The organism is Brevundimonas sp. (genome assembly GCF_031412435.1).
In the GTDB taxonomy this organism is placed as follows: domain Bacteria; phylum Pseudomonadota; class Alphaproteobacteria; order Caulobacterales; family Caulobacteraceae; genus Brevundimonas.
Map to the genome: position 1 here is coordinate 41059 of NZ_JANODA010000026.1, position 23758 is coordinate 64816.

Consider the following 23758-nt stretch of genomic DNA (forward strand, 5'->3'; position numbering starts at 1 on the left):
CGGCTGGACATGGTTCATTCCTTCGGGCTGCTGAACGAGCCCCGCGCGCCGCAGCACGATGAAGTGGCCGCCCTGGCCAGCGACATCGCCGAAACACAATGGGGCGTGGTCAGCCTGGTAGGCGGCGAGCGCAACTGGTTCTCGGGATCGTTCAACTACTCGGATGACGAGGCGTGCCGCTGGACGTCGTTCTGCACTCATGTGGTCGCCAATCCGGACAGCGTGTTGTGGGTCGCTGACGCCCGTTCGGACTTCCGGTTTGCGAAGAATCCCCATGTGCTGGAAAATCCGCGAATCCGCTTCTACGCGGGCGCGCCGGTCGTGGTGAATGGTCTCGCGATCGGCGCCGTGGGCGTCTTCGATCCCGATCCCAGAGCGTTCGACAGCGCGCTGGCGCGGTCCTTGTCCCGCCTCGCCTCTATCATCGCGGAAGACCTCGCGGCGCGTCACCAGGCCCAGTCCCGCCAGGTCGCCTTGCTGGCCTCGGCTGACGCCATCGTCGAATGCGATGACCGGGGAACGATCATCGACTGGTCCGAGGGCGCGGAGCAGTTGTTCGGCTTCCCGGTGGCGGAAGCGTTGGGCGGCAATATCGACATGATCGTCCCGGCCGAATTCAAGGCGGAGCACCGTCGTGGCATTGAGCGGTGGCGGGTCGGCGGCGGCGCCCGCGTGGGTCGACGGATCGAACTCGTGGCATGCCACAGGGACGGTCACCCCATCGACATCGAACTCTGGATGTCTGTCGCGCACCAGCACGGTGTTCCCCATATCCACGCCAACATCCGCGACATCTCGGAGCGCAAGGCGCGGTCCTCCGAACTCAGGCTCGCCACCGCCCAGGCCAAGGCGGCGAACGAGGCGAAGTCGATATTCCTCGCCAATATGAGCCACGAGCTCCGCACGCCCCTCAACGGCGTTATCGCCGTCGCCGATCTGTTGGCGAAGACCGAACAGTCGGACTACCAGTGTGAACTGACCTCCCTGATCCGAGAATCATCCGATCACCTGGGAAACCTCATCGGCGACATTCTGGATCTGGCTCGCATCGAGTCCGGCGAACTGGTCCTCAGCGACACGCCGATGACGCTCTCCGAAATCGTCGAAAGCGTTCTCGGTCTCTCCAGCCTGGCGGCCCAGGAAAAGGGGCTGACGCTTTCCGCCGAACTCGCGCCCGACATCACCGGTCAGGTGATGGGCGACCCGCTGCGCCTGAAACAGGTGCTCGCCAATCTGATCACGAACGCGGTCAGGTTCACGGAGCAGGGATCTGTCTCGCTGCGTGTCAGCCGCGAGGGCGACCAGCATCGCTTCGAGGTACGCGACACCGGTCCTGGTTTCGATGACGCCCAGCGAGAGGTCATCTTCGGCCGGTTCCACCAGGCCGACGGCACCATCACGCGCCGTTTCGGCGGGACGGGCCTCGGCCTGTCCATATCCCGGGAGCTCGTCGCCGCGATGGGCGGAGATATAGATTGCCGCGGTGAGCCCGGGAACGGGGCGACATTCTGGTTCACAGTTCCGCTCGCTGGCGCCCAGGCCGACCCGGACGTCGAGGCCGTCAACGATGCCTCCACCCCCGGCTTGCGCCGAATTCTCGTCGTCGACGACAACGCCACCAACCGCCGGGTCGCCGAATTGATCCTGCAGACGATCGGCGTCGAGGTCGATTGCGTCGAGGATGGCGACCAGGCCGTGGAGGCGTTCATGGCGGGTCAGTACGACGCCATCCTGATGGACATGATGATGCCGGTCATGGACGGCATCGCCGCGACCGACGCGATCCGGACCCTTGAGACGAAGCACGGGCGCGCCCGGACACCCGTTGTCATGCTGACCGCCAATACCCTTCCCCAGCATGTCGAGGCCTGCCTCGAAGCCGGCGCGGACCTGCATCTCTCGAAACCCGTCAGCGCCGCCGGCCTGTTCGAGGCCCTGGACAAGGTCCGGCGGGTGGCTGAAGCGCCGGGGTCGTCACGCGAGACCGCCGTCGCCTGACGGCGCCGGGGCGATCTGCGGTTTACTCTCCCGCCCTTAGCCCAGCGGTCATTATCGCCGCAGGTCAGGTCACCGTTTGCGGGCCACGATAAAGGGACGGCGGTCGTTGCCCCTCGTTGCGTGGTTTTCTGTGGCGAGGATGTCAAAGCCGGCGGCGCTTACAAGCTGATACAACTCGGCTTCGCGGAAGACGCTGACATAGGGAGCCTTGCCGATCGCGCGCATCCCCGGCAGCAGGACCGTGCGAATGAGCGGGTTCATATCCCCGAGGCAGGGCGTCTTGGATATGAACAGCCCCCCCGCCGCAAGGAGAGCAAGGGCGCGGCCCAGCGTGCCCGGCACGTCCCGGACCATGTGGAGATAGTTGAATCCAAGCACCGCGTTGAACCGCCCTGATTCAAGCATCGGCGTCTCTGCCGTTCCGATGCCGAAGGAAAGGCCCGTGATCGGGTTGGCCAAACGCTTCTCTTCGGCGATCGCGATCATTCCGGCGGAGATATCCGTCGCCAGATAGCACTGCACGTCACCGGCAAGCCTGAGCGCCGTTGTTCCTGTTCCGCAACCCAGTTCCAGCACCCGGTCGTCCGGTTTCAGCAGGGTGCGGGTCCGGTCCACGGTGCGCTCATAGCCGGCCTGGTCCGCAATCTTGTCCGCCGCATACTTTCGCGAAATCCTGTCCCAGAACCGGGCGTCGCTTGCTGGACTCATGGTGGGGAGCTCCTTTGCAAGGCCGACTAACATATGCGCAGAAGAGGTAAATCACCGAAATCCGTGGCCGCAACATACGTAAATGCATGAAGATGATGGACTGGAACCATGTTCGCGCGTTTCACACCACGGCGGCGACCGGTTCCCTGTCGGCCGCGGCGCGCCGGCTTGGTCTGACGCAACCCACATTGTCGCGACAGGTTCTGGCGCTCGAGGCTGACCTGGGCCTGGCCTTGTTTGAACGGCGAGGCCGCAAACTCGTGCTGACCCAGATCGGTATGGATCTGCTCGATCATACTCGCATCATGGGCGATGCGGCGGACAACGTCGCCCTGGCCGCCAGCGGTCGGATTCAGGAGATCGGCGGGCGGGTCTCCATCTCCGTCACAGACACCTATGCCGCCTATATTCTTCCCGGCATCATCGAACGCATCCGATCAGAAGCCCCGCAGATCACGGTCGTGATCGTCGCATCGAACGAGCTCAGCGATCTGCATCGCAGGGAGGCGGACATCGCCGTCCGCCATGTGCGGCCTGATCGGCCGGGGCTGGTCGGTCAGCACATTCGCGATACGGAGGCGCATTTCTATGCATCGGAAGACTGGGTCGCCCGTAACGGCCTGCCGAGCGGCCCGGCCGATCTCGCCGAGGCGGGCCTTATGGGCTTCGACGACGGAAAGCGCTTTTCCGACTTTCTGCGCGAGATCGGCATTCCCGTTGACGCGGCTGACTTCCGCATCCTCTCGGATTCCTCGGTCGCAATCTGGGAAATGGTCAAACGCGGAATCGGTGTGGCGACGATGCTTCGCGAAATTGCCGAGCGGACGCCGGGCGTGGTGAACCTCTTGCCGGACATGACCCCGATCCCTGTTCCGATCTGGCTGGTCACACATCAGGAACTGCAGTCCAGCCCCCGCATCCGCATGGTCCAGACGATTCTGGCCGAGGAGTTGGCCCGGTTGTAGGGGCAGACCATTTGGTGGCCCGACGCCGGCAACTCACGGACAGTCCATCCCGCCATTCGATGTGTTCGTGCGGAGCGTCTCCCACTCCCCCCACCAGGACAGATTGCCTATACCGACCGCATGATTGATGAGTCGCTCGATCCCCTGATCTCCGGCTACCGCCGGTTCCGCGCCGACCGCTGGCCCGAGGCCAAGGCGGAGTACGAGGCCCTGGCCGCCGACGGGCAGACGCCGCACACATTGATCGTCGCCTGTTCCGACAGCCGCGCCGACCCGGCCCTGATCTTCGACGCCGCGCCAGGTCAGCTGTTCGTGGTCCGCAACGTCGCCAACCTGGTCCCGCCCTATGAGCCGGACGGCCAGTTGCATGGCGTCTCGGCCGCGCTGGAGTTCGGGGTCAAGGTCCTGAACGTCAGCCGCATCGTCGTCATGGGCCACGCCCACTGCGGCGGCGTCGCAGCCATGCGGGACGGCGCTCCGGACACCGTTCAGGACTTCGTCGCCCCCTGGATCGCGCAAGGCACGCCCGTTGTTCGACGCATCGCAGAAGCCTGCCCGCCCGGCGACCGCGAACAGGCGACGGAAGAGGCGGTGGTCCGCCTGTCCCTGGACAACCTGCGCACCTTCCCCTGGATCGCCGGGCGCGAGAGAGCCGGAACCCTCGAGCTCACCGGCCTTCACTTCGGCATCGCCGAGGGCATGCTGCGCAAACTGACCGGCGCCCCCCGATTTGAACCGCTAAGTTAGGCGCGCGTTCGCTGAACACCGCCTATGCTGGTCTCGCCAGCCCTGCACACGGAACCGACATGTCCCCCACGCACCACGTCAACCCGATCCCCAACATCCTGACCGGCCTGCGGCTCGTGGCCGGGGTGGTGATGTTCCTGATCCTGGCGGGCGCAACCGGCGGGGTGCCGATCCTGTCGTCCTATCTGAGCCCCGAGGACCAGTTCGGCCTCTATCGCGCGGCCTTCTACATCTTCGTCGTCGCCGCCTCGACCGACTGGGTCGACGGCTATCTTGCGCGGCGTTGGCATTCGGAGACGCGCTGGGGCGCGATCCTGGATCCGATCGCCGACAAGGTGCTCGTCACCGGCGCCATCCTGGGAGTCCTGACGAGCGGCTCGGTGCCCCAGATCGCCATCCCCTGCGGCCTGATCCTGTTCCGTGAGTTCGCCGTCTCGGCCCTGCGCGAGACCATCGCCGGCCGCGTGACGCTGGAAGTCACCCTGCTGGCCAAGTGGAAGACGACCGTCCAGCTGGTCGCCCTCGGCTGCCAGTTGTTCGCCCGCAACTGGGACGGATTCGGCCTGGACTTCGCGTACCTGCCCTGGTTCCAGCTGTTCGCCGACAGCCTGATCTGGTTCGCCGCCATCGCCACGGTCTGGACCGGCTGGCAGTATTTCGACACCGCTCGCCGCTCGCTGGCCAAACCGGATGCGGCGCAGACGCCTGCGCCGGTCAAACAGACCACCACGCCGCGCGCACCCGCGACGATCCACGCCGACCCGGCCCCGCAGGGCGAGGACCACTCGCTGGACCTGCCCTCCCCCGACGACCGCCGCTGAGGCCCGGGGGTCAGCGGACCCCCAGCTCCTCCGCCAGTCGGCCCATGTCGTAGACATCGCGCAGCGCCACGGTCACCGCGCCCGTGGTCACGATCACGCTGCGGTTGACGTTGCGGTCATAGCCATAGGCGTTGCGCTGGGTCAGGACGGTGGAGTCGAAGTTCGCCCCCAGTATCTCGCCCGCCGCATTGACCACCGGCGATCCTGACGAACCGCCGATCGTGTCGGACGACAGCGTCATGTTCAGCACGGTATCGGCGTCGATCCGGTCGCGTGCGGCCAGAAGCTTCGGCGCCACGTCGAACGGCGCGGCGCCCGTCGCCCGGTCCCACAGGCCGCCGAAGGTCGTGAACGGACCCCAGCGCTGACCGGGCACATCCGATCCCTCGATCTTGCCGTAGGTCAGCCGCAGGGTGCCGGTCGCATCCGGATAGACGGTGTCGCCATAGGCGGCGAACCGCGCGGCGGCCAGACGTTCGGCCGCCTGATCGGTCGGGGCCTGGACCCGCGTCTCCCAATCCCCGCGGACGGCCCGGGTAGGCTCCTGGATCGACAGCAGGTATTTGATCATCGGATCTTCAGACGCCTCGACGGCGGCGAGGCCACCCTCCCAAAGCGCGCGGCGCACGGCCGGATCGGCCAGGGTGGTGCCCTCGACCAGACGCGCCGACAGGGCCTCGGGACTCTCGCGGCCCAACAGGGTCCGCACGCGCGCATCATCGGCCGTCAGCCACTCTCGCGTCTTCGACAGCCACCACTCCATCCGCACCTGCTCCAGCGCCGGATAGGTCGGCCGCGCGGCGAACAGGGCCGACTGCACCGCCGACAGACGCGCATCGCCGAACTCCGGCAGCCGCTCGGCCGAAGGCTTGGCCCGCTCCTGCGCGCCCCGCACCAGGGCCCGCGCCCACAGGAACAGCTGCGACCCGCCGGCCACCGGCGTCGTCCCGATGCCCGTCCCGCCTTCCAGCAGGGCGTAGGCGGGATACAGTTCCCGCGCGATCGGCTGGACAGTGGACAGTGCGCCCCACGGGTCAGCGGCGGACGCGGCCATCGCCGGATCGGCTGCGACCCGTCGCCGGAAATCCGCCTCGCCTTCGGCCCGCGTCGCCATGAAGCCCGGGTCGGTCAGGGCCCGCATCCGGCCCAGTCCGCGCTTGTAGGTGTTCTCCAGACCCACGATCGGATCCATGGCCTGGAAGGCATGTTGATCGCTTTCTTCAGAGAACCGGATCAACCGCCCGCGCAGCTCGGACGCGATCAGCTGGTCCATCGGCAGGACCACGTCGCGCACGGTGAACAGCTGATCCTGGGTTAGCAGGCGCTGGGTCGCGCCGGGGCTGCCGGTCACGAACACCGGCGTGCCCTCGACCGGCTGGTCGGCATTCCAGACGAAGTGGGTCGCCGTCACCGCCGGGGCGTCGTTCTCGTACAGCCGAATGAAAGCCGCATCGATGGCGAAGCGCGGGAAGGAGAAGTTGTCGAGGTCACCGCCGAAGGTCGCCGCCCGATCCTCCGGCGCGAACGCCAGGCGGACGTCGGTGTACTTCTTGTAGGTATAGAGCTTGAACTGGCCGCCCCGATACAGCGTCACCACCTGGCATCGCTTGTCCGTGGCGTCACCGCAGGCCTCGGTCTCGATCCGCCCGATCTCGGCGTCACGCGCCCGGTTGAAGGCCTGGCCGGTCAGACCCTCCGCCGCCGCCCGAACCCGCTCGGTGACATCGGAGATGTCGGTCAGGATCTCGGCCGTGCCGCCCGGGCATTTCAGCTCGTCTTCACGCGTGCGCGGGGTGAAGCCCGTCTCGGCATAGTTGACCGCCTGGGTCGACAGATTGGCCACGCAGGTCGCGACGCAGTGATTGTTGGTCATGACCAGGCCTTCGCCCGACACGATCCCGGCCGAACAGCCGCCGAACTTCACCGAGCTCAGCCGCACCCGATCCAGCCAGGCCTGGTCGATCGAGGTGCCCAGCGTCGCGTTGGCCCGCGCGATGGGGAAGTTGTCGAACGTCCACATCCCCTCTTCGGAGGAGGCCGGGGCGGCGGCGAAGGCGAGCGCCGCCATTGAGACGGCGGCGGTAAGCGAACGATGGATCATGACGTCTTCCCTGGGCGCGCCGGCGACCCGGCGATTTTGCGCTTAGCTAGGCCTGCCGCCGACAGCGCGGCAAGCGTGGCCATAACAAGGCGTTTCCCCTTACCCCGATTTAACTTGGACGGAACCGATCCACGCGTCAGATAACGCTGCAAGTCAGGGGTGTTTCACAGACTATGTCGCTCGCGCTTTCCACGCTGCTCTTCGAGTGGCGCCGATACATGGCCGCCGTCATGGCCCTGGCCCTGTCCGGCCTGCTGGTTCTCGCCATGACCGGTGTCTTCATCGGCATCGGCAAGGGCTTCACTGCGACCATCGAGCGCTCGAGCGCCGACATCATCGTCATGCAGCCGGGCGCCAAATCACTGATCGGCGGCCCGTCCGGCGTGCCGCGCCGCTTCATTCCTCAGGTCTACAACAATCCCGAGGTCATAGAGGTCCAGCCTCTGGACGGCGCCGGCGGCAGCTTCCAGTCGATCAAGGACGTCGATCCGACGATGTCCCAGGCCGAGCGCGCCAAGATGGGCGCCCCGCGCCAGGAGTTCGTCCAGGCCTCGATCATCGACACCACGCCGGGCGCGGTGACGATCCCGACCGACTACTCCCAGGAACTGGTCGATGCCCTCCGCCAACCCTACACCGTCGCCATCGACGAGACGGCCACGGCCAAGCTGGGGGTGAAGCTCGGCGACCGGGCCCTCTACAATGGTCAGACGGTCACCGTCGTCGGCATCACCCGCGGCTATCCCAACATGATGCAGTCGACCGTCATCATGTCGCGCGACACCCTGCGCATGGTGGGCCAGGCCGATACCGGCCCCCGCGTCGGTCCGCTGATGGTCAAGCTGCGCGACCCGACGCAGGCCGTCCGCGTCGCGGCAGAGCTCAACGCCTCGGGCAATGGCCAGTGGAAGGCCTGGACGCGTCAGGAGCTGGCCGACGCCAACGCCGGCGCCATGTTCGAGGAAGGCATCCTGGTCATCATCATCGGCGGCTGCGTGGTGCTGGGCACCATCATCGGCGTGGCCATCACCTGGCAGACCTTGAGGGGCGCGATCATGGCCAACATCAAGGAGTTCGCCTCCCTGCGGGCGTTGGGCGTCGGCATGGGGTCGCTGAACCGGATCGTCATGGAGCTCAGTTTCTGGGTCGGCTGCGTGGGGGTCCTGGCCGCGATCCTGCTGACGATGGGCGTTCAGGCGTTCGCCCTGGCCAACGCCGTCATCATCTCCCTGCCGCCCATCCTGCTGATCGTCGTCGGCGGCGGCCTGATCGTCATCGCCATGCTGTCGGGCCTGTTGTCCCTCGGCATCCTCAAGAACAGCCAGCCGGCGGACCTGCTGCGATGACCGACTTCGTCCAGCACACCAAGGTCCACGGCAAGCATGGCGATTTCGCCATCGAGGCCAAGGGACTGGTCAAGCGGTTCAAGTCCGGCAAGGCCTTCGTCGAGGTCCTCAAGAAGGTCGACTTCGACGCCCGCCATGGCGACCTGACCATGGTCATGGGCCCGTCCGGCTCCGGCAAGTCGACCCTGATCGCCGCCCTGTCCGGCCTGCTGCGCCCCGAAGAAGGCCGCGTCGATGCGCTCGACGTCGACGATCTGTGGAAGCTGTCGCTCGGCAAGATCGACAAGTTCCGCCTCGATCACTGCGGCTTCATCTTCCAGGGCTTCAACCTGTTCCCCGCCCTGACTGCTCTTCAGCAGGTCGAGGTGGTTCTGAAGTTCCAGGGTCTGACGCCCGGTCAGGCCAAGAAGCGCGCCACCCAGGCGCTGGAAGAGGTGGGCCTCGGTCCGCGCCTGCACCAGCGCCCCGCCGCCCTGTCCGGTGGTGAGAAGCAGCGCGTCGCCATCGCGCGCGCCCTGGCCAAGGATCCCAAGATCCTGTTCGCCGACGAACCGACCTCCGCCCTCGACGGCGAGAACGGCCAGATCGTCATCCGTCTGCTGCGTCGCGCCGCAGACGAGTACGGCGCGGCGGTGATCTGCGTCACCCACGACCCCAGGCTCGAGGAATGGGCCGACCGGGTCATCAAGATCGAGGACGGCGTCATCATCTCCGACGAGCGCCGCACGCCCAATCCGAACGCCACCCTGGCGTCCCACCACTAAGACCGCCCGAGGATTCAAACCGTCATGCCCGCCTTCCTGAAGAACAAATGGCTCTGGATCGGCCTCGTGCTGGTCGTCCTGGCCGTCGTCGGCTTCTCCATCATGCGGAGCCAGGGCGAGGCCAAGAAGGCGGAAGCCGAGAAGGCCGAGGCCGAGAAGGTCGAGAGCCCCTACGCGGCCATCGCCAACGGCAAGGTCGATATCGAGGGCGGCATCATCCAGATCGCGGCCCGTCGCGGCGGCATCGTCCGCGAAGTCCTGGTCCAGGAAGGCGACACCGTCGTCGCGGGCCAGATCCTGGCCCGCCAGGAAGATGACGAAGCCCGTCTGGCGCTTCAGACGTCCAACGCGGACCTGAGCTCGGCCCAGAGCCAGCTCAACCTGATCCAGGTCGATATCCGCACCGCCCAGCGCGAGTTCGACCGGCTGGAGCGGCTGGTCGCCACCAACTTCGTCGCCGCCCAGCGCCTCGACCAGGCCCGCGACCAGATCGCCCAGGCCCAGGCCCGCCTCGGCTCGCAGCAGGCGGCTGTCCAGACCGCCCGCGCCCGCCGCGACCAGGCCGCCTACAATGTCGAACTGACGGTAATCCGCTCGCCGGCCGATGGCCGTATCGTGCGCCGCTACGCCAACCCGGGCGCCGGCGCCTCGACCCTGAACGTCTCGAACATGTTCGACCTGGAGCCGAACGCCCCGCGCATCGCCCGCGCCGAGATCGTCGAATCCGACATCCCCAACGTCACGACAGGCCAGGCCGTGGAGATCACCCCCGAAGGCGATCCGTCCAAGGTCTATGTCGGCACGGTCCTGCGCCGCGCCGCCGTCTTCGGCGCCCGGAAACTGGCCTCTGACGACCCCTCGCAACGCTCCGACGAACGCGTCGTGGAGGTCGTCGTCACCGCCGGCGACGCTCCTCTGCTGATCGGTCAGCGCGTGCTGGTGAAGTTCATGAAGCCCGGCCAGGCCGCCGGCGCCGCCCGCACCCCCACCGTCGGCGTCCCCGCCACACGTTCGATGCAGACCCCGGAACCACGGGCCGCGAGTTAGGCATTCCCATCTCCTCCCTGTTCGCCGCTGGGCGAATGGGGAGGTGGATGCGAGCCCTTGCGAGCAGACGGAGGGGGCGACACGATTTCGACGACGAGGGAGGCCAGCTTTCAACGTGGCCTCGCCCCCTCCGTCTCTCCGCTGCGCTTCGAGCCACCTCCCCATCGCTGCGCGACAGGGAGGAGACCACAGACAGAAGCCCCGGCCGATGGCCGGGGCTTTTTCGTATCTCAGCTCTTCTTCTCGTACCGGAAGGGCACGAAGTTGGACGGGTGGCTGACCACCCGCTCGCTTTGGCGAGACGGTCGATTGCCCACCAGCATCCCGCCCCAGAGGGCAAAGGACATCATGGCGTGCTGGAGGTTCTTCTCCTTGTCGTTCATCCTGGCGTCTCCTTTCGCTGAACGATGAAAAGAGACGCGTCGTGCTCGCAGGGGTTTTCACCCTCTCAGTCGTTTCGCGTCGATGACACCCTCGCACATCTTCGCCGAATTGCAAGTTTTTTAGTCCGACTTCGGATCAGTTTTCGCAATCATGTCTTCAAATGCAGCTCCGCCGCCACGCTCGATCGCCACGCCCTGCATCCAGGTGTGTATCGTCGACGGCCCCTCCGGCCTCTGTCTCGGCTGCTATCGGACACTTCAGGAGATCGGTGGATGGTCCCGGCTGACCGATCAACAACGCGCTGAAATCATGGCTGAACTTCCGGCCCGTGAAGCGAAGATCGACCCCGCCAAACTTGGGTTCTGAGCCTTAACCCTTCATCAGCCACGTCGCTTCACCGCATCCCAACGCGGCGCGTGCAGGGTGTGATCAGCCGCAGAAGCGGTCAGTCGCGAAGGTGTCCCGCGTTGCGTCTAGATATTCAGTCCGCGATCGTCATGGCCATTGCGACCGTCTCTTCGCTGAGCGTCGCCTGGTGGCTGACCCACCAGGAGCCTCGCACGGCCGAGGCTGCGGTCATGGTCGTCCCTGCTGAAGCCCCCGCCACGGTCCGAGCCGTCCCCGGACAACCCGCCCAGATCGCCCGCTCCGCCGACGGCCACTACTGGGCCGAGGCCGACATCGACGGCCGCGCCATCCGCGTCCTCGTCGACACCGGCGCCTCGGTCGTCGCCCTGACGCGCGAGGACGCCCTGCGCCTTGGCCTGCGTCTCACGCCCGCCGACTTCACGCAGACGGTCGAGACCGCGTCCGGTCCGGCCCGGGCCGCCGCCATCGAGCTGGACCACGTGGCCGTCGCCGGCGCCCGCGTGAACAAGGTCCGCGCCCTGGTCGTCGAGGCAGGCCTGCCCCACTCCCTTCTGGGCATGAGCTACCTCGGCCGCCTGTCCTCCTTCGAGGCGCGCCCGACCGGACTGACGCTGCGGCCTTAAAGCGCCGGCCTCCCCCATCAACGGCCCTCGGAAAGGTCGGCTATGGGTGGGAAATGGACCTGCGACTAGAACGGGACCGAGAGCCGCTCAGCGCCAGAAGCGGTCATTGGCATCGTGCCCCAAGTCCGAAATCTCATGCTGCGGCTGCCGCCGCTTTGTCACCCATGGTGCCGAGTGCTGCTCTGCGATTGGCCAAGACGAGGCGCTCGCCGAGCAACGCCACCCTCTCAGACAGTTATGTGAAGGCGTCAGAGCCCGTCCGTCGCTACCGCCTCCGGCCGCGCTTGCATCAGCGCCTCATGCTGCGCGTCGATCATAATGCGATTGGGGTCGTGCCCCGTCCGGCCCAGCGCCACATAGGTCTTCTGGGGAGCCGAAAGGTCATCGAAATAGGCGCGAGAGACCTCAGCCGGCGTGACGAGGTCCTCCTCGCCCTGCAGCATGTAGACCGGCATGGCGAAATCCATCCCAAGCCTGCGCAGGTCGATCCTGGGGCCCATGCCGTCGTTGGCAGCACCGACGAAGTTGAAGAAGGAATAGTCCTCGCCCGCCGTATAGTCGGCCTCGTAGGCGGGCGTGTCGTAGCCGGGACCGAAGGTGAACCAACCGGCAGGCGGCGGCTCGCTGACCATGGCTTCGTATCGGCGCGAGATTCGTCGCAGGATGCCGAAGGCGCGCGGGTCGGTCCACGGCGGCGCCCCTAGGGCTTCGAGCCGAGTGACGGCGTCGCTGTCGCCGGCGGCCGTCGCCAAGGACAGGGTGCGCGCATAGCCGACCTCCAAATCCTGCTGATAGTTCACAAGCTGGCCAGTTCCCACATAAGCGTGGAACAGGTTCGGGGCCGCCATCGCCATATGGGTCGCTAAGGCGGAGCCCCAGGATCCACCCATCAGGATGACCTTACGCTTGCCGAAGCGCTGGATCGCATAACGCGTTACCTCGATGCCGTCCGTCGTCAAAGCTTGCAGCGTAAGAGGTTCGTCCCCGGCCGGCCGGTTGGCGCCGTAGGTCTTGCCCGAGCCCCGCTGATCCCACTGCACGATGGTGAAGTCGTTTTCCCAGTCGTCGAAGATATTTCGGGCGAAGGGCGTGTTGGGATTTCCTGGCCCGCCGTGCACGATCACCACGACCGGATTTCCACAGTCTGCGCCGTCGACGACCACCCATTGTTCGATGCCGCCGATGGTGATGAAGCCAGCCTCATGGACTGCCTGTCCTGCTGCACAGGCAGGGGCCAAGTCTGAGGCGCTCGCATGGGCGATGCCGCCGATGCAGAGGGTCAGCCCCACCGCAATCAAACCCAGATTCTTCACAACGCCCCCCGAATGATGCGGTGTGATTACACGAAGGCCCCACTTTGGGAATTCGATTTCAGACGCCACGAAAAGCAGGGCAACGGCTGTCCACAACCGGACATCGTGAAGGCTCGACATGCGCCAGAATCGGACTTCCAGACCGACACCCCGGAATGTCCGCTATGGGTCGAAAACGGTCCTTGACCTGACGCCAGAAAGCGGTCCCGACGGAGAGTCTTAAACTGCCCAATTCCTGCAGTATTTCTGCAGAAAAGGCATAGTCCCCCTGACCCAAGTCGTCGGATTTTGCAGGATCTGACTGGCCGAAATCGTCACGAAATCACCGGCGATAGTAAAAGCTGCAATTCGCGCCCTACAGCGCCTTCACCACCACCGAGATCGCGGTGGCCAGCAGATAGATCGCGAACGCCTTCCTCAGCACCTTGCGATCCAGCCGGTGCGCCAGCCTTGCGCCATAGGGCGCCACCAGCGTTGTCAGCACCCCCATCGCCACCGCCGCCGGCACATTGACGTAACCGAGGCTCAGCGGCGGTCGGCCATCCGCGCCAAATCCGAAGATGATGAAGCCCAGGGTCGCCGCCGCCCCGATGGCGATGCCGAACCCCGAGGCGGTCGCCACCGCCTGATGGATCGGCCGTCCGCACAGGGTCATCAGCATGCCGCCGAAACTTCCGCCGCCCACGCCCATCATGGCCGACAAAAGTCCGATCAGCCCGCCGATCCCGCGCCGCCACCAGCCCGTCGGCAGGTCCTTGCGGACGTGAACCGTCTCCGGCAGCAGCCCCATCTGCGCCGCGACCACCGCCAGGCAGACGCCATAGACGATCGCCAGCCCCTCCATCGAGGTCAGCCCGGCGACAGCCGCCCCGGCCAGCGCCCCGGCCCCGACCCAGGGCGTCCAGGTCTTCAGCACCTGTTCGTCCACCGCACCGTGCGCCCGGTGCGCGCCCAGCGACCGCCAGGACGTCGCCACGATGGTCAGCAGGGAGGTGCCGATGGCGACATGCAGATTGCTCTCCCCGCCCAGCCCCAGCACCGAGAAGGCATAGAACAGCGCCGGCACCAGCACCGTCCCGCCGCCGACCCCGAACAGGCCGGCGATCAGGCCGCCCGCCAGCCCCGCCGCGAGCACCGCAGCGGCCAGCAGAGCCAGTTCGTTCAGGGGAAGGGAGGTCACCGACGGGCTTTAGCCCAGGCCGCGCCGCCTGTCCGGCTCAGAACCGCGCCGTGACGCCCAGTTGCACCACCGGGAAGAAGGCCTTGTCCTTGGCGTCCTCCTGGATCTCGCGCGCCTCCTGCTCCAGCCGCGCCCGGAAGGCCGGGTCGTTGGACAGGGTTCCGCCGCTGGAGGACAGGCCGACCTCCGGCTCCTGGCTCCAGGCCACCCCGACCATGCCGCGGAAGCCCCAGGTCCCCTCGCGATAGAAGCTGTCGTCATAGCCGATGCCGACGAAGGGCGCGGTCTCCGACAGTTTGATCCGGCCGCTCAGCGTGCCGACCTCGGCCGGGGTGAAGGTCGCCCCGCCGATATCCACCGGCGCGCTCGGCCGCCCGTTGAGATTGATCGTCCGGTTCCCCACATAGGCCCCGCCGGAGATGAGGAAGCCATTCAGGAACGGATGCAGATCGACGAACCCCGACACCGTGTCGAAGTCGAACCGCCCCGAGTAGTCGATATCGCTGTAGCGCTCGTCGAAGTCATACCCCAGCGTATCGATCCCGCCCCGCACGACAAACACCGGACCCAGCGAAAGCTGCACCTCGGCGCCCACCCCCGTCGTCCCCGCGTTCAGGGCGGCTGTGATCGGCGAGCGCGGATGGCGGCTCTGCGCCTCGGCGGCGCCCGCCGAAGCGGCCAGCAGGGTCAGGGCGATCAGCGTGATGCGGGTCATACCCGCAGCCTTGTCCCCGTTACGCTTAACGGAGCGTTGACCGTGTCAGGCGGCGTCCTCGACCCGGTCGCGCCGCGCCTCGGCCTCGCGCACCGCCTCGACGGCCCGATCGACCACATCCAGACCCGCGCCCGGCTTGATCGCCTCGACCGTCAGGATGCGCCGGAAGGCCCGCGCGCCCGGCCGCCCGTGCATCAGGCCCAGCATATGCCGCGTCATGGAATGCAGGCCCCAGCCTTCTTCCAGCCGCCTCGCCAGATAGGGCTTGTAACGGTCTATGGCCTCGAACCGATCGACGTCGGCGCTCGTCGCGCCGAACAGCCGCCGGTCGACCTGACCCAGCAAGGCCGGCTCGTGATAGGCCGCGCGCCCCAGCATGACCCCGTCCAGCTGGACCCCGTCGCCCGCATCCAGATGCGCCTCCGCATCGTCCAGCGAGCCGATGCCTCCGTTGATGCAGACGGTCAGATGCGGCCGCTCCCGCTTAAGCCGCCGCACCAGCGCGTAGTCCAGAGGCGGCACGTCCCGGTTCTCCCTGGGCGACAGGCCGCTCAGCCAGGCCTTGCGCGCATGGACGACGAAGGTTGTCACCCCGACGGCCGCCGAGGCGTCCACCGTGGCGAACAGACTGACCTGCGGGTCCTGATCGTCCACCCCGATGCGGCATTTGACCGTCGCCGGCACAGCCACCGCCTCGCGGATCGCCGCCATACAGTCGGCCACCAGTTCCGGCTCGCGCATCAGACAGGCGCCGAACCTTCCCGACTGCACCCGGTCCGACGGGCAGCCGACGTTCATATTGATCTCGTCGTATCCCATGGCCGCACCGATCTTCGCCGCCTCGGCCAGCTGGACCGGATCGGATCCGCCGAGCTGCAGCGCCACCGGGTGCTCGACCGCGTCGAAGCCCAGCAAACGCTCCCGGTCGCCGTGGATCACCGCCGGAGCCGTGACCATCTCGGTATAGAGCAGGGCCCGCGTCGACAGGGCGCGGTGGAACGCCCGGCAATGCCGGTCGGTCCAGTCCATCATCGGTGCGACGGACAGTCTGTGGGCGGGATGGGTCATCGTCGGCGACCCCATACGCGGCTGACGCCCGAAAGTCAGCCCAGACCCAGCCGCTTCACGATAGCCTCGGCCGCCTCCACCGCGCTCATCGCCGTGGTGTCGATGACGATCTCGGCGGCTTCCGGAGCCTCATACGGGCTGTCGATCCCGGTGAAGTTTTTCAGGTCGCCCGCGCGCGCCTTGGCGTACAGCCCCTTCACGTCCCGCGCCTCGGCGACCGCCAGCGGCGCATCGACGAACACCTCCAGGAACTCCCCCTCGGCCATCATCTCGCGCGCCATCCGCCGCTCCGCCCGGAAAGGAGAGATGAAGGCCGTGACGACGATCAGACCCGCATCGGACATCAGTTTCGCCACCTCGGCGACCCGGCGAATGTTCTCGACCCGGTCCTCCTCGGTGAAGCCCAGATCGCGGTTCAGTCCGTGGCGGACGTTGTCCCCATCCAGCAGATAGGTGTGCCGCCCCAGCGTATGCAGCCGCTTGTCGACCAGGTTGGCGATGGTCGACTTTCCGGCCCCGGACAATCCGGTCAGCCAGACGACGGCGCCCCTCTGCCCTTTCATCGCCGCCCGCGCGGAGCGGTCCACATCAATGGCCTGCCAGTGGATGTTGTCGGCCCGGCGCAAGGCATAGCGGATCATCCCCGCCCCGACTGTCCGGTTGGTGATCCGGTCGATCAGGATGAAGCCGCCCAGATCCCGGTTCGTCTCATACGGCTCGAAGGCGATCGGCCGGTCGAGCGACAGGTTGCAGACCGCAATGTCGTTGAGCTCCAGCCGCTTGGCCGCCAGCTTCTCCAGGGTGTTGACGTTGACCCGGTGCCGGATCGCCGTGACCTGGGCCGTCGCCGTCCGCGCGCCGATCTTGAGCAGGTAGGAGCGGCCGGGCGACAGGGTCTCCTCGTCCATCCACACGACCGTGGCCTCGAACTGGTCGGCGACCTCCGGCGGCGCCTCGGCTGCCGCGATGACGTCGCCGCGCGAGACATCGATCTCGTCCTCCAGCGTCAGGGTGACGGACCGGCCCGCGGCCGCCCCGGCAAGGTCGTTTGGCATGGCGACGATCCGCGCGATCCGACTCTCGCGCCCGGACGGCAGGACCCGCACCCGATCGCCGGGCGACACCGTCCCCGCCGCGATCAGCCCGGCATACCCACGAAATTCCGGGTTCGGACGATTGACCAATTGGACGGGCATCCGGAAGGGCCGGGTCGCCGCGTCGTCGCCGACCTCGACCCCTTCCAGCCACTCCAGCAGGCTCGGCCCGGCGAAGCCCTCCGGCGAGGGCGCAACCACCCCCTCACCCGTCAGGCCCGAAAGAGCGATGGGGGTCACGTCGCCCAGACCGATACTGTCGGCGAAGGCGCGATAGTCCTCGACGATCTCCGCGAACAGGCCGGGGTCCCAGCCGACCAGATCCATCTTGTTGACCGCCAGCACCACCTTCCGGATTCCCAGCAGGGCGCAGAGGTAGGAATGCCGCCGCGTCTGGACCAGCACGCCCTTGCGCGCGTCGATCAGGATCACCGCCACGTCGGCCGTCGAGGCGCCGGTGACCATGTTCCGGGTATATTGCTCGTGCCCCGGCGTATCGGCGACGATGAATTTGCGGTGCTCGGTGGCGAAGAACCGGTAGGCCACATCGATGGTGATGCCCTGTTCCCGCTCGGCCGCCAGTCCGTCGACCAGCAGGGCGAAATCGATGTTCTGCCCCTGGGTCCCGACCTTTTTCGAGTCCGCTTCCAGCGCCGACATCTGGTCGTCAAGGATCGTTCGGGTGTCGTAGAGCAGCCGCCCGATCAGGGTCGACTTGCCGTCGTCCACCGAGCCGCAGGTGATGAAGCGAAGCAGGGACTTCATCAGAAATAGCCCTCCGCCTTCTTCTTCTCCATCGAGGCGGACTGGTCGTGGTCGATGACCCGCCCCTGCCGTTCCGAGGTGGTGGAGGCCTTCATCTCGGCGATGATGTCGGCGACGCAGGTCGCCTCGCTCTCGACCGCCCCGGTCAGCGGATAACAGCCCAGGGTCCGGAACCGCACCGACCGCACCTGTGGCGTTTCGCCGGGCCGCAGTCGCATCCGCGCGTCGTCGACCATGATCAACGCGCCATCGCGTTCGACCACTGGCCTCGGCTGTGCGAAATACAGCGGCACGACCGGGATCGCCTCCTGCTCGATGTATTGCCAGACGTCCAGCTCGGTCCAGTCGGAGATGGGGAAGACGCGGATGGTCTCACCCGCCCCGATCCGCGTGTTGTAGAGCCGCCAGAGCTCCGGCCTCTGGTTCTTCGGGTCCCAGCGATGCCCGGCCGAGCGGAACGAGAAGATCCGCTCCTTGGCCCGCGACTTCTCCTCGTCGCGCCTCGCCCCGCCGAACGCGGCCTGGAAGCCGTGATGATCCAGCGCCTGCTTCAGCCCCTCGGTCTTCCACAGATCGGTATGCAGCGCGCCGTGATCGAACGGATTGATCCCGCGTGACCGGGCGTCCTCGTTGATCCAGATCTTCAGGTCGACGTCGTCCGCCGCCCCGACCTGATCCCTCAGCGCATACATTTCGCGGAACTTCCACGTCGTATCGATATGCATCAGCGGGAAGGGGATCGGACCGGGGAAGAAGGCCTTCCTCGCGAGATGCAGCATCACGGCCGAATCCTTGCCGATCGAATACAGCATCACCGGCCGTTCGATCTCGGCGGCCACCTCACGCAGGATGTGGATCGCCTCAGCCTCGAGGGACTGGAGATGGGTCAGACGGGCGGAGGGCGTCGGATCGGTCACACCTGTCGATAGCAACAACCGGGGCCGGGCGCACCCCGTGAGGTCCGCCTAGCTTGTGAAGGCCCGGACCGCCGCCAGAGCCGTCGAGGCGTCGGCGTCGATGATCTCGAACCGCTCCGCCCGGTCGCCCAGTTCACGGATGACACGCGGTGGATCCGGGTCGAAGCCGAGCACCGGAGCGACGTCCTTGCCGAACTTGGCCGGGTGGGCTGTGGACAGGGCCACGACCGGACCCCGCGCCCGGTCCAGGTTGCGCGCGGCCGAAAGGGCGACGGCGGTGTGGGGACAGACGACCTGGCCCCAGGCCGCGTGGGCGTGCGCGATCTGTTCGCGCGTCGTCGCTTCGCTGACCGACACCGCCGAGACCTCGGCGCGGATGGCGTCGAGCAGGGATGGTGGCAGGGTCACCCATGCCTCGCGGGCAAAGGTCTCGAACAGGGTGCGGGTCAGGTCCGCGTCGCGCCCCGAGGCCTCAAACACAAGGCGCTCGAAGTTCGACGGCGCCTGGACGTCCATGCTGACCGAGGCGGTCTCGACAGCGGCCTTGCGGGCATAGACGCCGTCATTGATCGCCCGGGCCAGGGCGTCGTTGCGGTTTACGGCCGCGACAAACCCGGCGACCGGGAGTCCCATCCGCGAGGCCGCGATCCCGGCGAAGGCGTCGCCGAAGTTCCCCGTCGGTACGACGAAGACCGGCGCCCGCGTCTCGCCCAGCGCCGCCAGTTGCGACATGGCCGAGAGGTAATACGGAATCTGCCCCGCCAGCCGCGCCCAGTTGATAGAGTTGACGCTGGAGAACCGTTCGCCGTCGCGCAGGCTTTCATCCGCCAGCAACCCCTTCACCAGCCGCTGGCAATCGTCGAAATCCCCCCGGACCGCGAGGTTCAGCACGTTTGGCGCATCGATCGTAGTCATCTGGCGGCGCTGCACGGCCGAGACCCGCTCATGCGGGTGGAGCACGATCAGCCGGACCCGATCGGCATTGGCGAAGGCGGCAACAGCGGCGGCGCCCGTGTCCCCGCTGGTCGCCGTGACGAGGGTCAGTCGCTCGCCCGACGCGGTGAGCGCCTCCGAAGAGAGGGCCGCCGCGAGCTGCATCGCCAAATCCTTGAAGGCGGCGGTCGGACCGTGGAACAGCTCCAGCATGTAGAGGCCGTCCTCGAGTCGACGCAGGGGCGTCACCTCGGCGGGCTCGAACCCCGAGGTCAGTCGCGCCAGCGCCCGATCCAGTGCGCCCGCCGGCAGAGCCTCGCCGATGAAGGGCGCCATCGCCCGCGTCGCGATCTCGGCATAGCTACGCCCGGCGGCCCACGCGTCTGGCGATAAGCTGGGCCATGCGCCCGGCAAATAGAGGCCGCCATCAGGCGCCATGCCGCGCAGCAGGGCATCGGCGAAGTTGGCGCCGGAGGCGTCACCACGGGTCGAAACATATCGGTCGGAAGTCGGGATCATCGTCATTCTGGTTCGGTCGGCGAAGCGGGTTCACCAAGTTGTTGTACGCCAGGTTCGCGTCGGAACGGTCAGGCCGCCTCCCGCCACCATGCTGCCCGGCGGAAGAAGGCGCCGGGATCCTTGGGCGTGACCAGCTTGGTCGGGTCGTGGAAGATCCGGTCGTGCAGCCGGGTCAGGGTGAAGCGGATGGCGGCGGCCTCTCCCAGCCTCGGCAGGGCGGCGGCCTCGGCAGACGTCAGGGGGCGCACGGCCTCATAGCCGCCCCGGAAGGCCGCGACCGCGCCGGGGATCGGCGTCCCCGCCCCGTCGAAGCCCCAGGCGCTCAGGGCGATGGCGAGGTCATAGGCCAGAAGGTCGGTGCAGCCGAAATAGAAGTCGATGACACCCGCGACTTTTCCGTCCTCGAACAGGATGTTGTCCGGGAAATAGTCGGCATGGATCGGTCCGCGCGGCAGGTCCTCCGTCCACGGATCACCGAGCCTCGCCAACGCCGCCTCGACACCCTGAAGGATGTCCCGGTCCTCACCCTTCGCCGCCGTCGCCGACCGGTCCGCCAGTGCTCGCCAGACCACGGGCCCGACCGGATTGGAACGCTCCAGCGGGAAACCGGCGGCCTCCAGATGCAGCCGCGCCAGCATGGCCCCCGCCGCCTCGACCTCGGCCGACGAGGGGTCCCGTAGCCAGGCGCCCGGCAGCCATTCGATCACCGCCGCCGGCCGCCCATTCAGCGTTCCGACCCAGTCTCCGTCCTTGCTCGGCACGGGCCTCGGCGCGGGAAAATCCCGTCTCGCCAGATGGTCGGTCAGACCAAGACAGAACGGCAGGCTCGCCGCATCCGTCCGCGCTTCGAACAGGGTCAGGACGTGCCGCGCGCCTTCGGTTTCGAGCCGATAGTTGGTGTTTTCCACCCCCTCGGCGATGGGATGCAGGGACGCGAACGCCCCTAGCGGATAGTCCGCCAGGAACGCTCGGGCCTCATCGTCGGTGACGGGAGTAAAGACGGCCAAAGGCTAGTGGTGACCCAACGACGCGTGGCGCGCCCGAACGATGTCGGCGAGGTCCGCCAGCACGCTCTCGGTGGTCGGCCAGCGGCCCGCGCCGCGGCCCTTGCAGGACCAGACCCGTCCATCTTCGCCGTAGACCTTCAAGGCGTTGCGCTCCCCGTCCAGGCTCTGGAAGAGCGGATCGTCTAGGCCCACGTCAAGCGAAACCGACGCTTTTAGCCCTTCGCCGTCGCGGACGCAGGCGCCGATCTGACGCACCGGCCCGGCGGGCTTGAAGGCTTCCGACAGGACGGCGCATGGCACATCAGCTTCGGCCGGTGTGCGCCCAAACGCCTCAAAGGCCAGCAGGCGGACCTTGGCGGCCGAATCGCGACCCTCCAGATCCGACGACGGGTCCTCTTCGGCGAAACCCGCGACACGCGCGTCGGCCAGGGCGTCTGCGAAATCCGCGCCGGCCTGAAGCCGCGTCAGCATGAAGTTGACCGTGCCGTTCAGAACCGCCTCGAACCCTTTCACGGGCCCGGCCGCCTTGGCCGCGCGCAGGGTCTCGATCATCGGCGCCCCGCCGCCGACCGCCGCCGAATAGGCCAGTTGCGATCCATGGGCGCGGGCGGCGTCGGCGAGGCCGGCGGGATCGCGGCTGATCGCCTGTTTGTTGGCGCTGGCGACATCGATGCCGCGCTCCAGAGCGACGCGGATCAGATCGTGACCGGCCCCGCCCTCCGACAGCGCCTCCAGCAGGATGTCGGGCTGGAGCGCCAGCAACGCCTCCCGGTCAGCGGTGAACAACTCCGCCGGAGCCTCGACATCGCGCGGTTTGGAGGGATCGCGTACCAGGACGCCGACGACTTCGAACCGGCTGTCCTTCTGCAGCCGTTGCAGCAGACCGCCGCCGACCACGCCGCAGCCGGCGATGGCGACTTTCAGCGGTGCGTCCGGCACCGACGGGCCCGGAGGCGCCGAGTGGTCGCCGACCACCGTGCAGTCGGCCCGACCCAGAGCGGCGACTTCAATCTCCACCGAGCGCTGCTGACCCAGATCGATCGCGTCGTGCTGGACCAGGGCGCCGCCGTGACGACGCGCGTCGTCCCAGCTGGCCCGACGATAGCGCAGCGGCTTGCCCGAAGCCGAGGCCGGATCACGATCGTAGAGGCCGTCGACGTCCTTCACCAGCCGCACGCGGTTCAGGCCCAGTTCGGCGGCCAGGAAGACCGCCGTGAGGTCCGAACCGCCGCGTCCGAGCAGCACGACCTTTCCGTTCTGACCCACGGCGCCGAAGCCCGGGACGACGACGACCTGATGATCCGCCAGGGACTTCCACAGGGCGTCGCTGCGCAGTGAGACCGGGTGGGCGTGCTCGGACGGCCCCTCGGCCACGATGCCAAGTTCGCGCACGGACAATGCCGCGGCGTCGAGCCCGATCCGGTCGCAGGCGATGGCGACCAGAGCCGCCGCCTTTTCTTCCCCCAAAGCGACGTAGCCGGGCAGGAGGTCGTTCTCGTGGTCAAGGCCGAGGGCGCGGGCGTCGGCCAGGAGTCGATCGGTATGGCCGCCGAGGGCCGAGACGACCGCGATGACCTTCCGGCCCGCGCGGACGTGGCCATAGACCTCCGAAGCGACGGCCGGGGCGCAGGACTGGTCCTGGAGGATCGAGGAGCCGAACTTCAGGACCACCACCTCGGCGGCGGGCGAAGGTTCGGCGACCGGTTTCTCGACGACGGCGAGGCGGGCGTTGGAGTGGGGCATCTGGGAGGTCCGTTCGGAGAGGATGTGTTGGGATCTGGGCAAAGGAAAACCCGCCTGGCCGGGGCCGGGCGGGTCTGGGTTGGCTGGGTGTCTTTCGACCTCCGCGCTAACCTGTTCCCGCCCGCGAGGGGCCGGTGATGGTCATGCCGGTGGTGGTCGAAATGAGGGTGTCGAGCGTCATCGACCGGCCCGCGAATGCGGCGGTCGAGATCGAAACGGCGATGCGGCCGAGACGGGACACGGGCGAAACCTCTGAAAAATCGTTGATCTCAGGGTGTCGGGAGGATCGACCGCCGTCAAGCCGGTTTGTGCATCTTTTTTGCGCGCTTTGACGTCTGCGAGGCTTTTCGGTCACAGCGCCCCCGTGCGTCGGGGGCAATGAGGTAGATTTTTTCTCTTGACCGGCGCTCTTCGCATCTGCAACGTAAAGTCACTCATCAAGACCGACCGAGGGATAGGCCCTTTGACGTCGGGGCAACCATCGGTTCCTACCGAACGGTGCCAACTCCTGCGAGGACGGTTTTCGGACCTTCCGCGAGAGATGAGTGGAGCGTCGACGAGGCGACGTCTCCACGATCTGTCATCGCATCCGGAGCCTTGCTGGGCGGGACGATGCAGACGACGCCATGGC

Annotated in this window: 21 protein-coding genes, 1 pseudogene and 1 riboswitch; of the genes and pseudogenes, 9 read left to right on the forward strand and 13 right to left on the reverse strand. The window is 67.2% G+C overall.

The genetic code is table 11. The annotated features are described in order from the left end of the window. Positions 1–9 precede the first annotated feature (9 nt). Positions 10–1998: an ATP-binding protein gene (locus tag RMO01_RS05305; protein WP_309627998.1), complete on the forward strand. Its 1989-nt coding sequence runs from the start codon at positions 10–12 to the stop codon at positions 1996–1998. Between the two features lie 69 nt (positions 1999–2067). Here the strand turns inward: RMO01_RS05305 and RMO01_RS05310 are convergent, their stop codons facing one another. Further along, positions 2068–2706 (reverse strand): methyltransferase domain-containing protein, encoded by a 639-nt coding sequence (locus tag RMO01_RS05310; RefSeq protein WP_309627999.1) that lies wholly within the window; start codon positions 2704–2706, stop codon positions 2068–2070. Positions 2707–2792: 86 nt separating this feature from the next. Between RMO01_RS05310 and RMO01_RS05315 the strand changes: the two genes are divergently transcribed. The 3 genes and pseudogenes from RMO01_RS05315 to pgsA all read left to right on the forward strand — a co-directional run. Then, positions 2793–3671, forward strand: coding sequence for a LysR family transcriptional regulator (locus RMO01_RS05315; RefSeq protein WP_309628000.1), 879 nt, complete (start codon positions 2793–2795; stop codon positions 3669–3671). Positions 3672–3791: 120 nt separating this feature from the next. Continuing rightward, positions 3792–4418 (forward strand): carbonic anhydrase, encoded by a 627-nt coding sequence (locus RMO01_RS05320; protein WP_309628001.1) that lies wholly within the window; start codon positions 3792–3794, stop codon positions 4416–4418. Between the two features lie 59 nt (positions 4419–4477). After that, positions 4478–5098: pseudogene (pgsA, locus tag RMO01_RS05325) on the forward strand (CDP-diacylglycerol--glycerol-3-phosphate 3-phosphatidyltransferase); the annotation flags it as partial. A 151-nt stretch (positions 5099–5249) separates the two neighbouring features. Here pgsA and RMO01_RS05330 read toward each other — a convergent pair. Continuing rightward, a complete protein-coding gene (locus RMO01_RS05330; RefSeq protein WP_309628002.1) occupies positions 5250–7340 on the reverse strand; it encodes a S46 family peptidase in 2091 nt (696 codons plus the stop codon). A gap of 173 nt (positions 7341–7513) precedes the next feature. Between RMO01_RS05330 and RMO01_RS05335 the strand changes: the two genes are divergently transcribed. From RMO01_RS05335 to RMO01_RS05345, 3 genes are read left to right on the forward strand one after another with little or no spacing between them, the layout of a single operon-like run. Then, entirely contained in the window at positions 7514–8686 is a 1173-nt protein-coding gene (locus RMO01_RS05335) for an ABC transporter permease (RefSeq protein WP_309628003.1), read from the forward strand. Beyond that, complete coding sequence (locus tag RMO01_RS05340; protein ID WP_309628004.1) at positions 8683–9450, forward strand: ABC transporter ATP-binding protein; 768 nt, start codon at positions 8683–8685, stop codon at positions 9448–9450. The genes RMO01_RS05335 and RMO01_RS05340 overlap by 4 nt, the downstream gene beginning before the upstream one ends. A 24-nt stretch (positions 9451–9474) precedes the next feature. Continuing rightward, positions 9475–10497, forward strand: coding sequence for an HlyD family efflux transporter periplasmic adaptor subunit (locus RMO01_RS05345; protein ID WP_309628005.1), 1023 nt, complete (start codon positions 9475–9477; stop codon positions 10495–10497). A 230-nt stretch (positions 10498–10727) separates the two neighbouring features. Here the strand turns inward: RMO01_RS05345 and RMO01_RS05350 are convergent, their stop codons facing one another. Continuing rightward, on the reverse strand, positions 10728–10880 hold the full coding sequence (locus RMO01_RS05350; RefSeq protein ID WP_309628006.1) for a hypothetical protein: 153 nt from the start codon (positions 10878–10880) through the stop codon (positions 10728–10730). A 151-nt stretch (positions 10881–11031) separates the two neighbouring features. Here RMO01_RS05350 and RMO01_RS05355 point away from each other — a divergent pair, with 151 nt between their 5' ends. Both RMO01_RS05355 and RMO01_RS05360 read left to right on the forward strand, forming a co-directional pair. Further along, entirely contained in the window at positions 11032–11247 is a 216-nt protein-coding gene (locus tag RMO01_RS05355) for a DUF1289 domain-containing protein (protein ID WP_309628007.1), read from the forward strand. A 131-nt stretch (positions 11248–11378) separates the two neighbouring features. Then, on the forward strand, positions 11379–11873 hold the full coding sequence (locus RMO01_RS05360) for a TIGR02281 family clan AA aspartic protease (RefSeq protein WP_309628008.1): 495 nt from the start codon (positions 11379–11381) through the stop codon (positions 11871–11873). Positions 11874–12121: 248 nt separating this feature from the next. On the opposite strand, the gene RMO01_RS05365 is transcribed toward RMO01_RS05360, so the two are convergent. The 10 genes from RMO01_RS05365 to RMO01_RS05410 all read right to left on the reverse strand — a co-directional run bounded on the left by RMO01_RS05365 (position 12122) and on the right by RMO01_RS05410 (position 23368). Beyond that, positions 12122–13306 carry an alpha/beta fold hydrolase gene (locus tag RMO01_RS05365; protein WP_309628009.1) on the reverse strand — a complete coding sequence of 395 codons (1185 nt, stop codon included), beginning with the start codon at positions 13304–13306 and terminating at the stop codon, positions 12122–12124. Positions 13307–13541: 235 nt separating this feature from the next. Beyond that, positions 13542–14366, reverse strand: a complete 825-nt coding sequence (locus RMO01_RS05370) for a sulfite exporter TauE/SafE family protein (protein WP_309628010.1) — start codon at positions 14364–14366, stop codon at positions 13542–13544. Positions 14367–14403: 37 nt separating this feature from the next. After that, the gene (locus tag RMO01_RS05375) at positions 14404–15081 is read right to left on the reverse strand and encodes a hypothetical protein (protein ID WP_309628011.1); all 678 of its coding nucleotides are present in this window, start codon (positions 15079–15081) and stop codon (positions 14404–14406) included. A 45-nt stretch (positions 15082–15126) separates the two neighbouring features. Then, on the reverse strand, positions 15127–16149 hold the full coding sequence (dusA, locus tag RMO01_RS05380) for a tRNA dihydrouridine(20/20a) synthase DusA (protein ID WP_309628012.1): 1023 nt from the start codon (positions 16147–16149) through the stop codon (positions 15127–15129). 35 nt (positions 16150–16184) lie between these two features. After that, on the reverse strand, positions 16185–18008 hold the full coding sequence (cysN, locus tag RMO01_RS05385; RefSeq protein WP_309628013.1) for a sulfate adenylyltransferase subunit CysN: 1824 nt from the start codon (positions 18006–18008) through the stop codon (positions 16185–16187). Next, positions 18008–18943: a sulfate adenylyltransferase subunit CysD gene (gene cysD / locus RMO01_RS05390; RefSeq protein WP_309628014.1), complete on the reverse strand. Its 936-nt coding sequence runs from the start codon at positions 18941–18943 to the stop codon at positions 18008–18010. The genes cysN and cysD overlap by 1 nt, the downstream gene beginning before the upstream one ends. 30 nt (positions 18944–18973) lie before the next feature. Then, complete coding sequence (gene thrC / locus RMO01_RS05395; RefSeq protein WP_309628015.1) at positions 18974–20377, reverse strand: threonine synthase; 1404 nt, start codon at positions 20375–20377, stop codon at positions 18974–18976. Between the two features lie 68 nt (positions 20378–20445). After that, a complete protein-coding gene (thrB, locus tag RMO01_RS05400; protein ID WP_309628016.1) occupies positions 20446–21384 on the reverse strand; it encodes a homoserine kinase in 939 nt (312 codons plus the stop codon). A 3-nt stretch (positions 21385–21387) separates the two neighbouring features. Next, positions 21388–23127 carry a homoserine dehydrogenase gene (locus tag RMO01_RS05405; RefSeq protein ID WP_309628017.1) on the reverse strand — a complete coding sequence of 580 codons (1740 nt, stop codon included), beginning with the start codon at positions 23125–23127 and terminating at the stop codon, positions 21388–21390. A gap of 106 nt (positions 23128–23233) precedes the next feature. Next, positions 23234–23368, reverse strand: coding sequence for a hypothetical protein (locus RMO01_RS05410; protein ID WP_309628018.1), 135 nt, complete (start codon positions 23366–23368; stop codon positions 23234–23236). A gap of 190 nt (positions 23369–23558) precedes the next feature. After that, positions 23559–23675: riboswitch (SAM riboswitch) on the forward strand. The last annotated feature ends 83 nt before the right edge of the window (positions 23676–23758 follow it).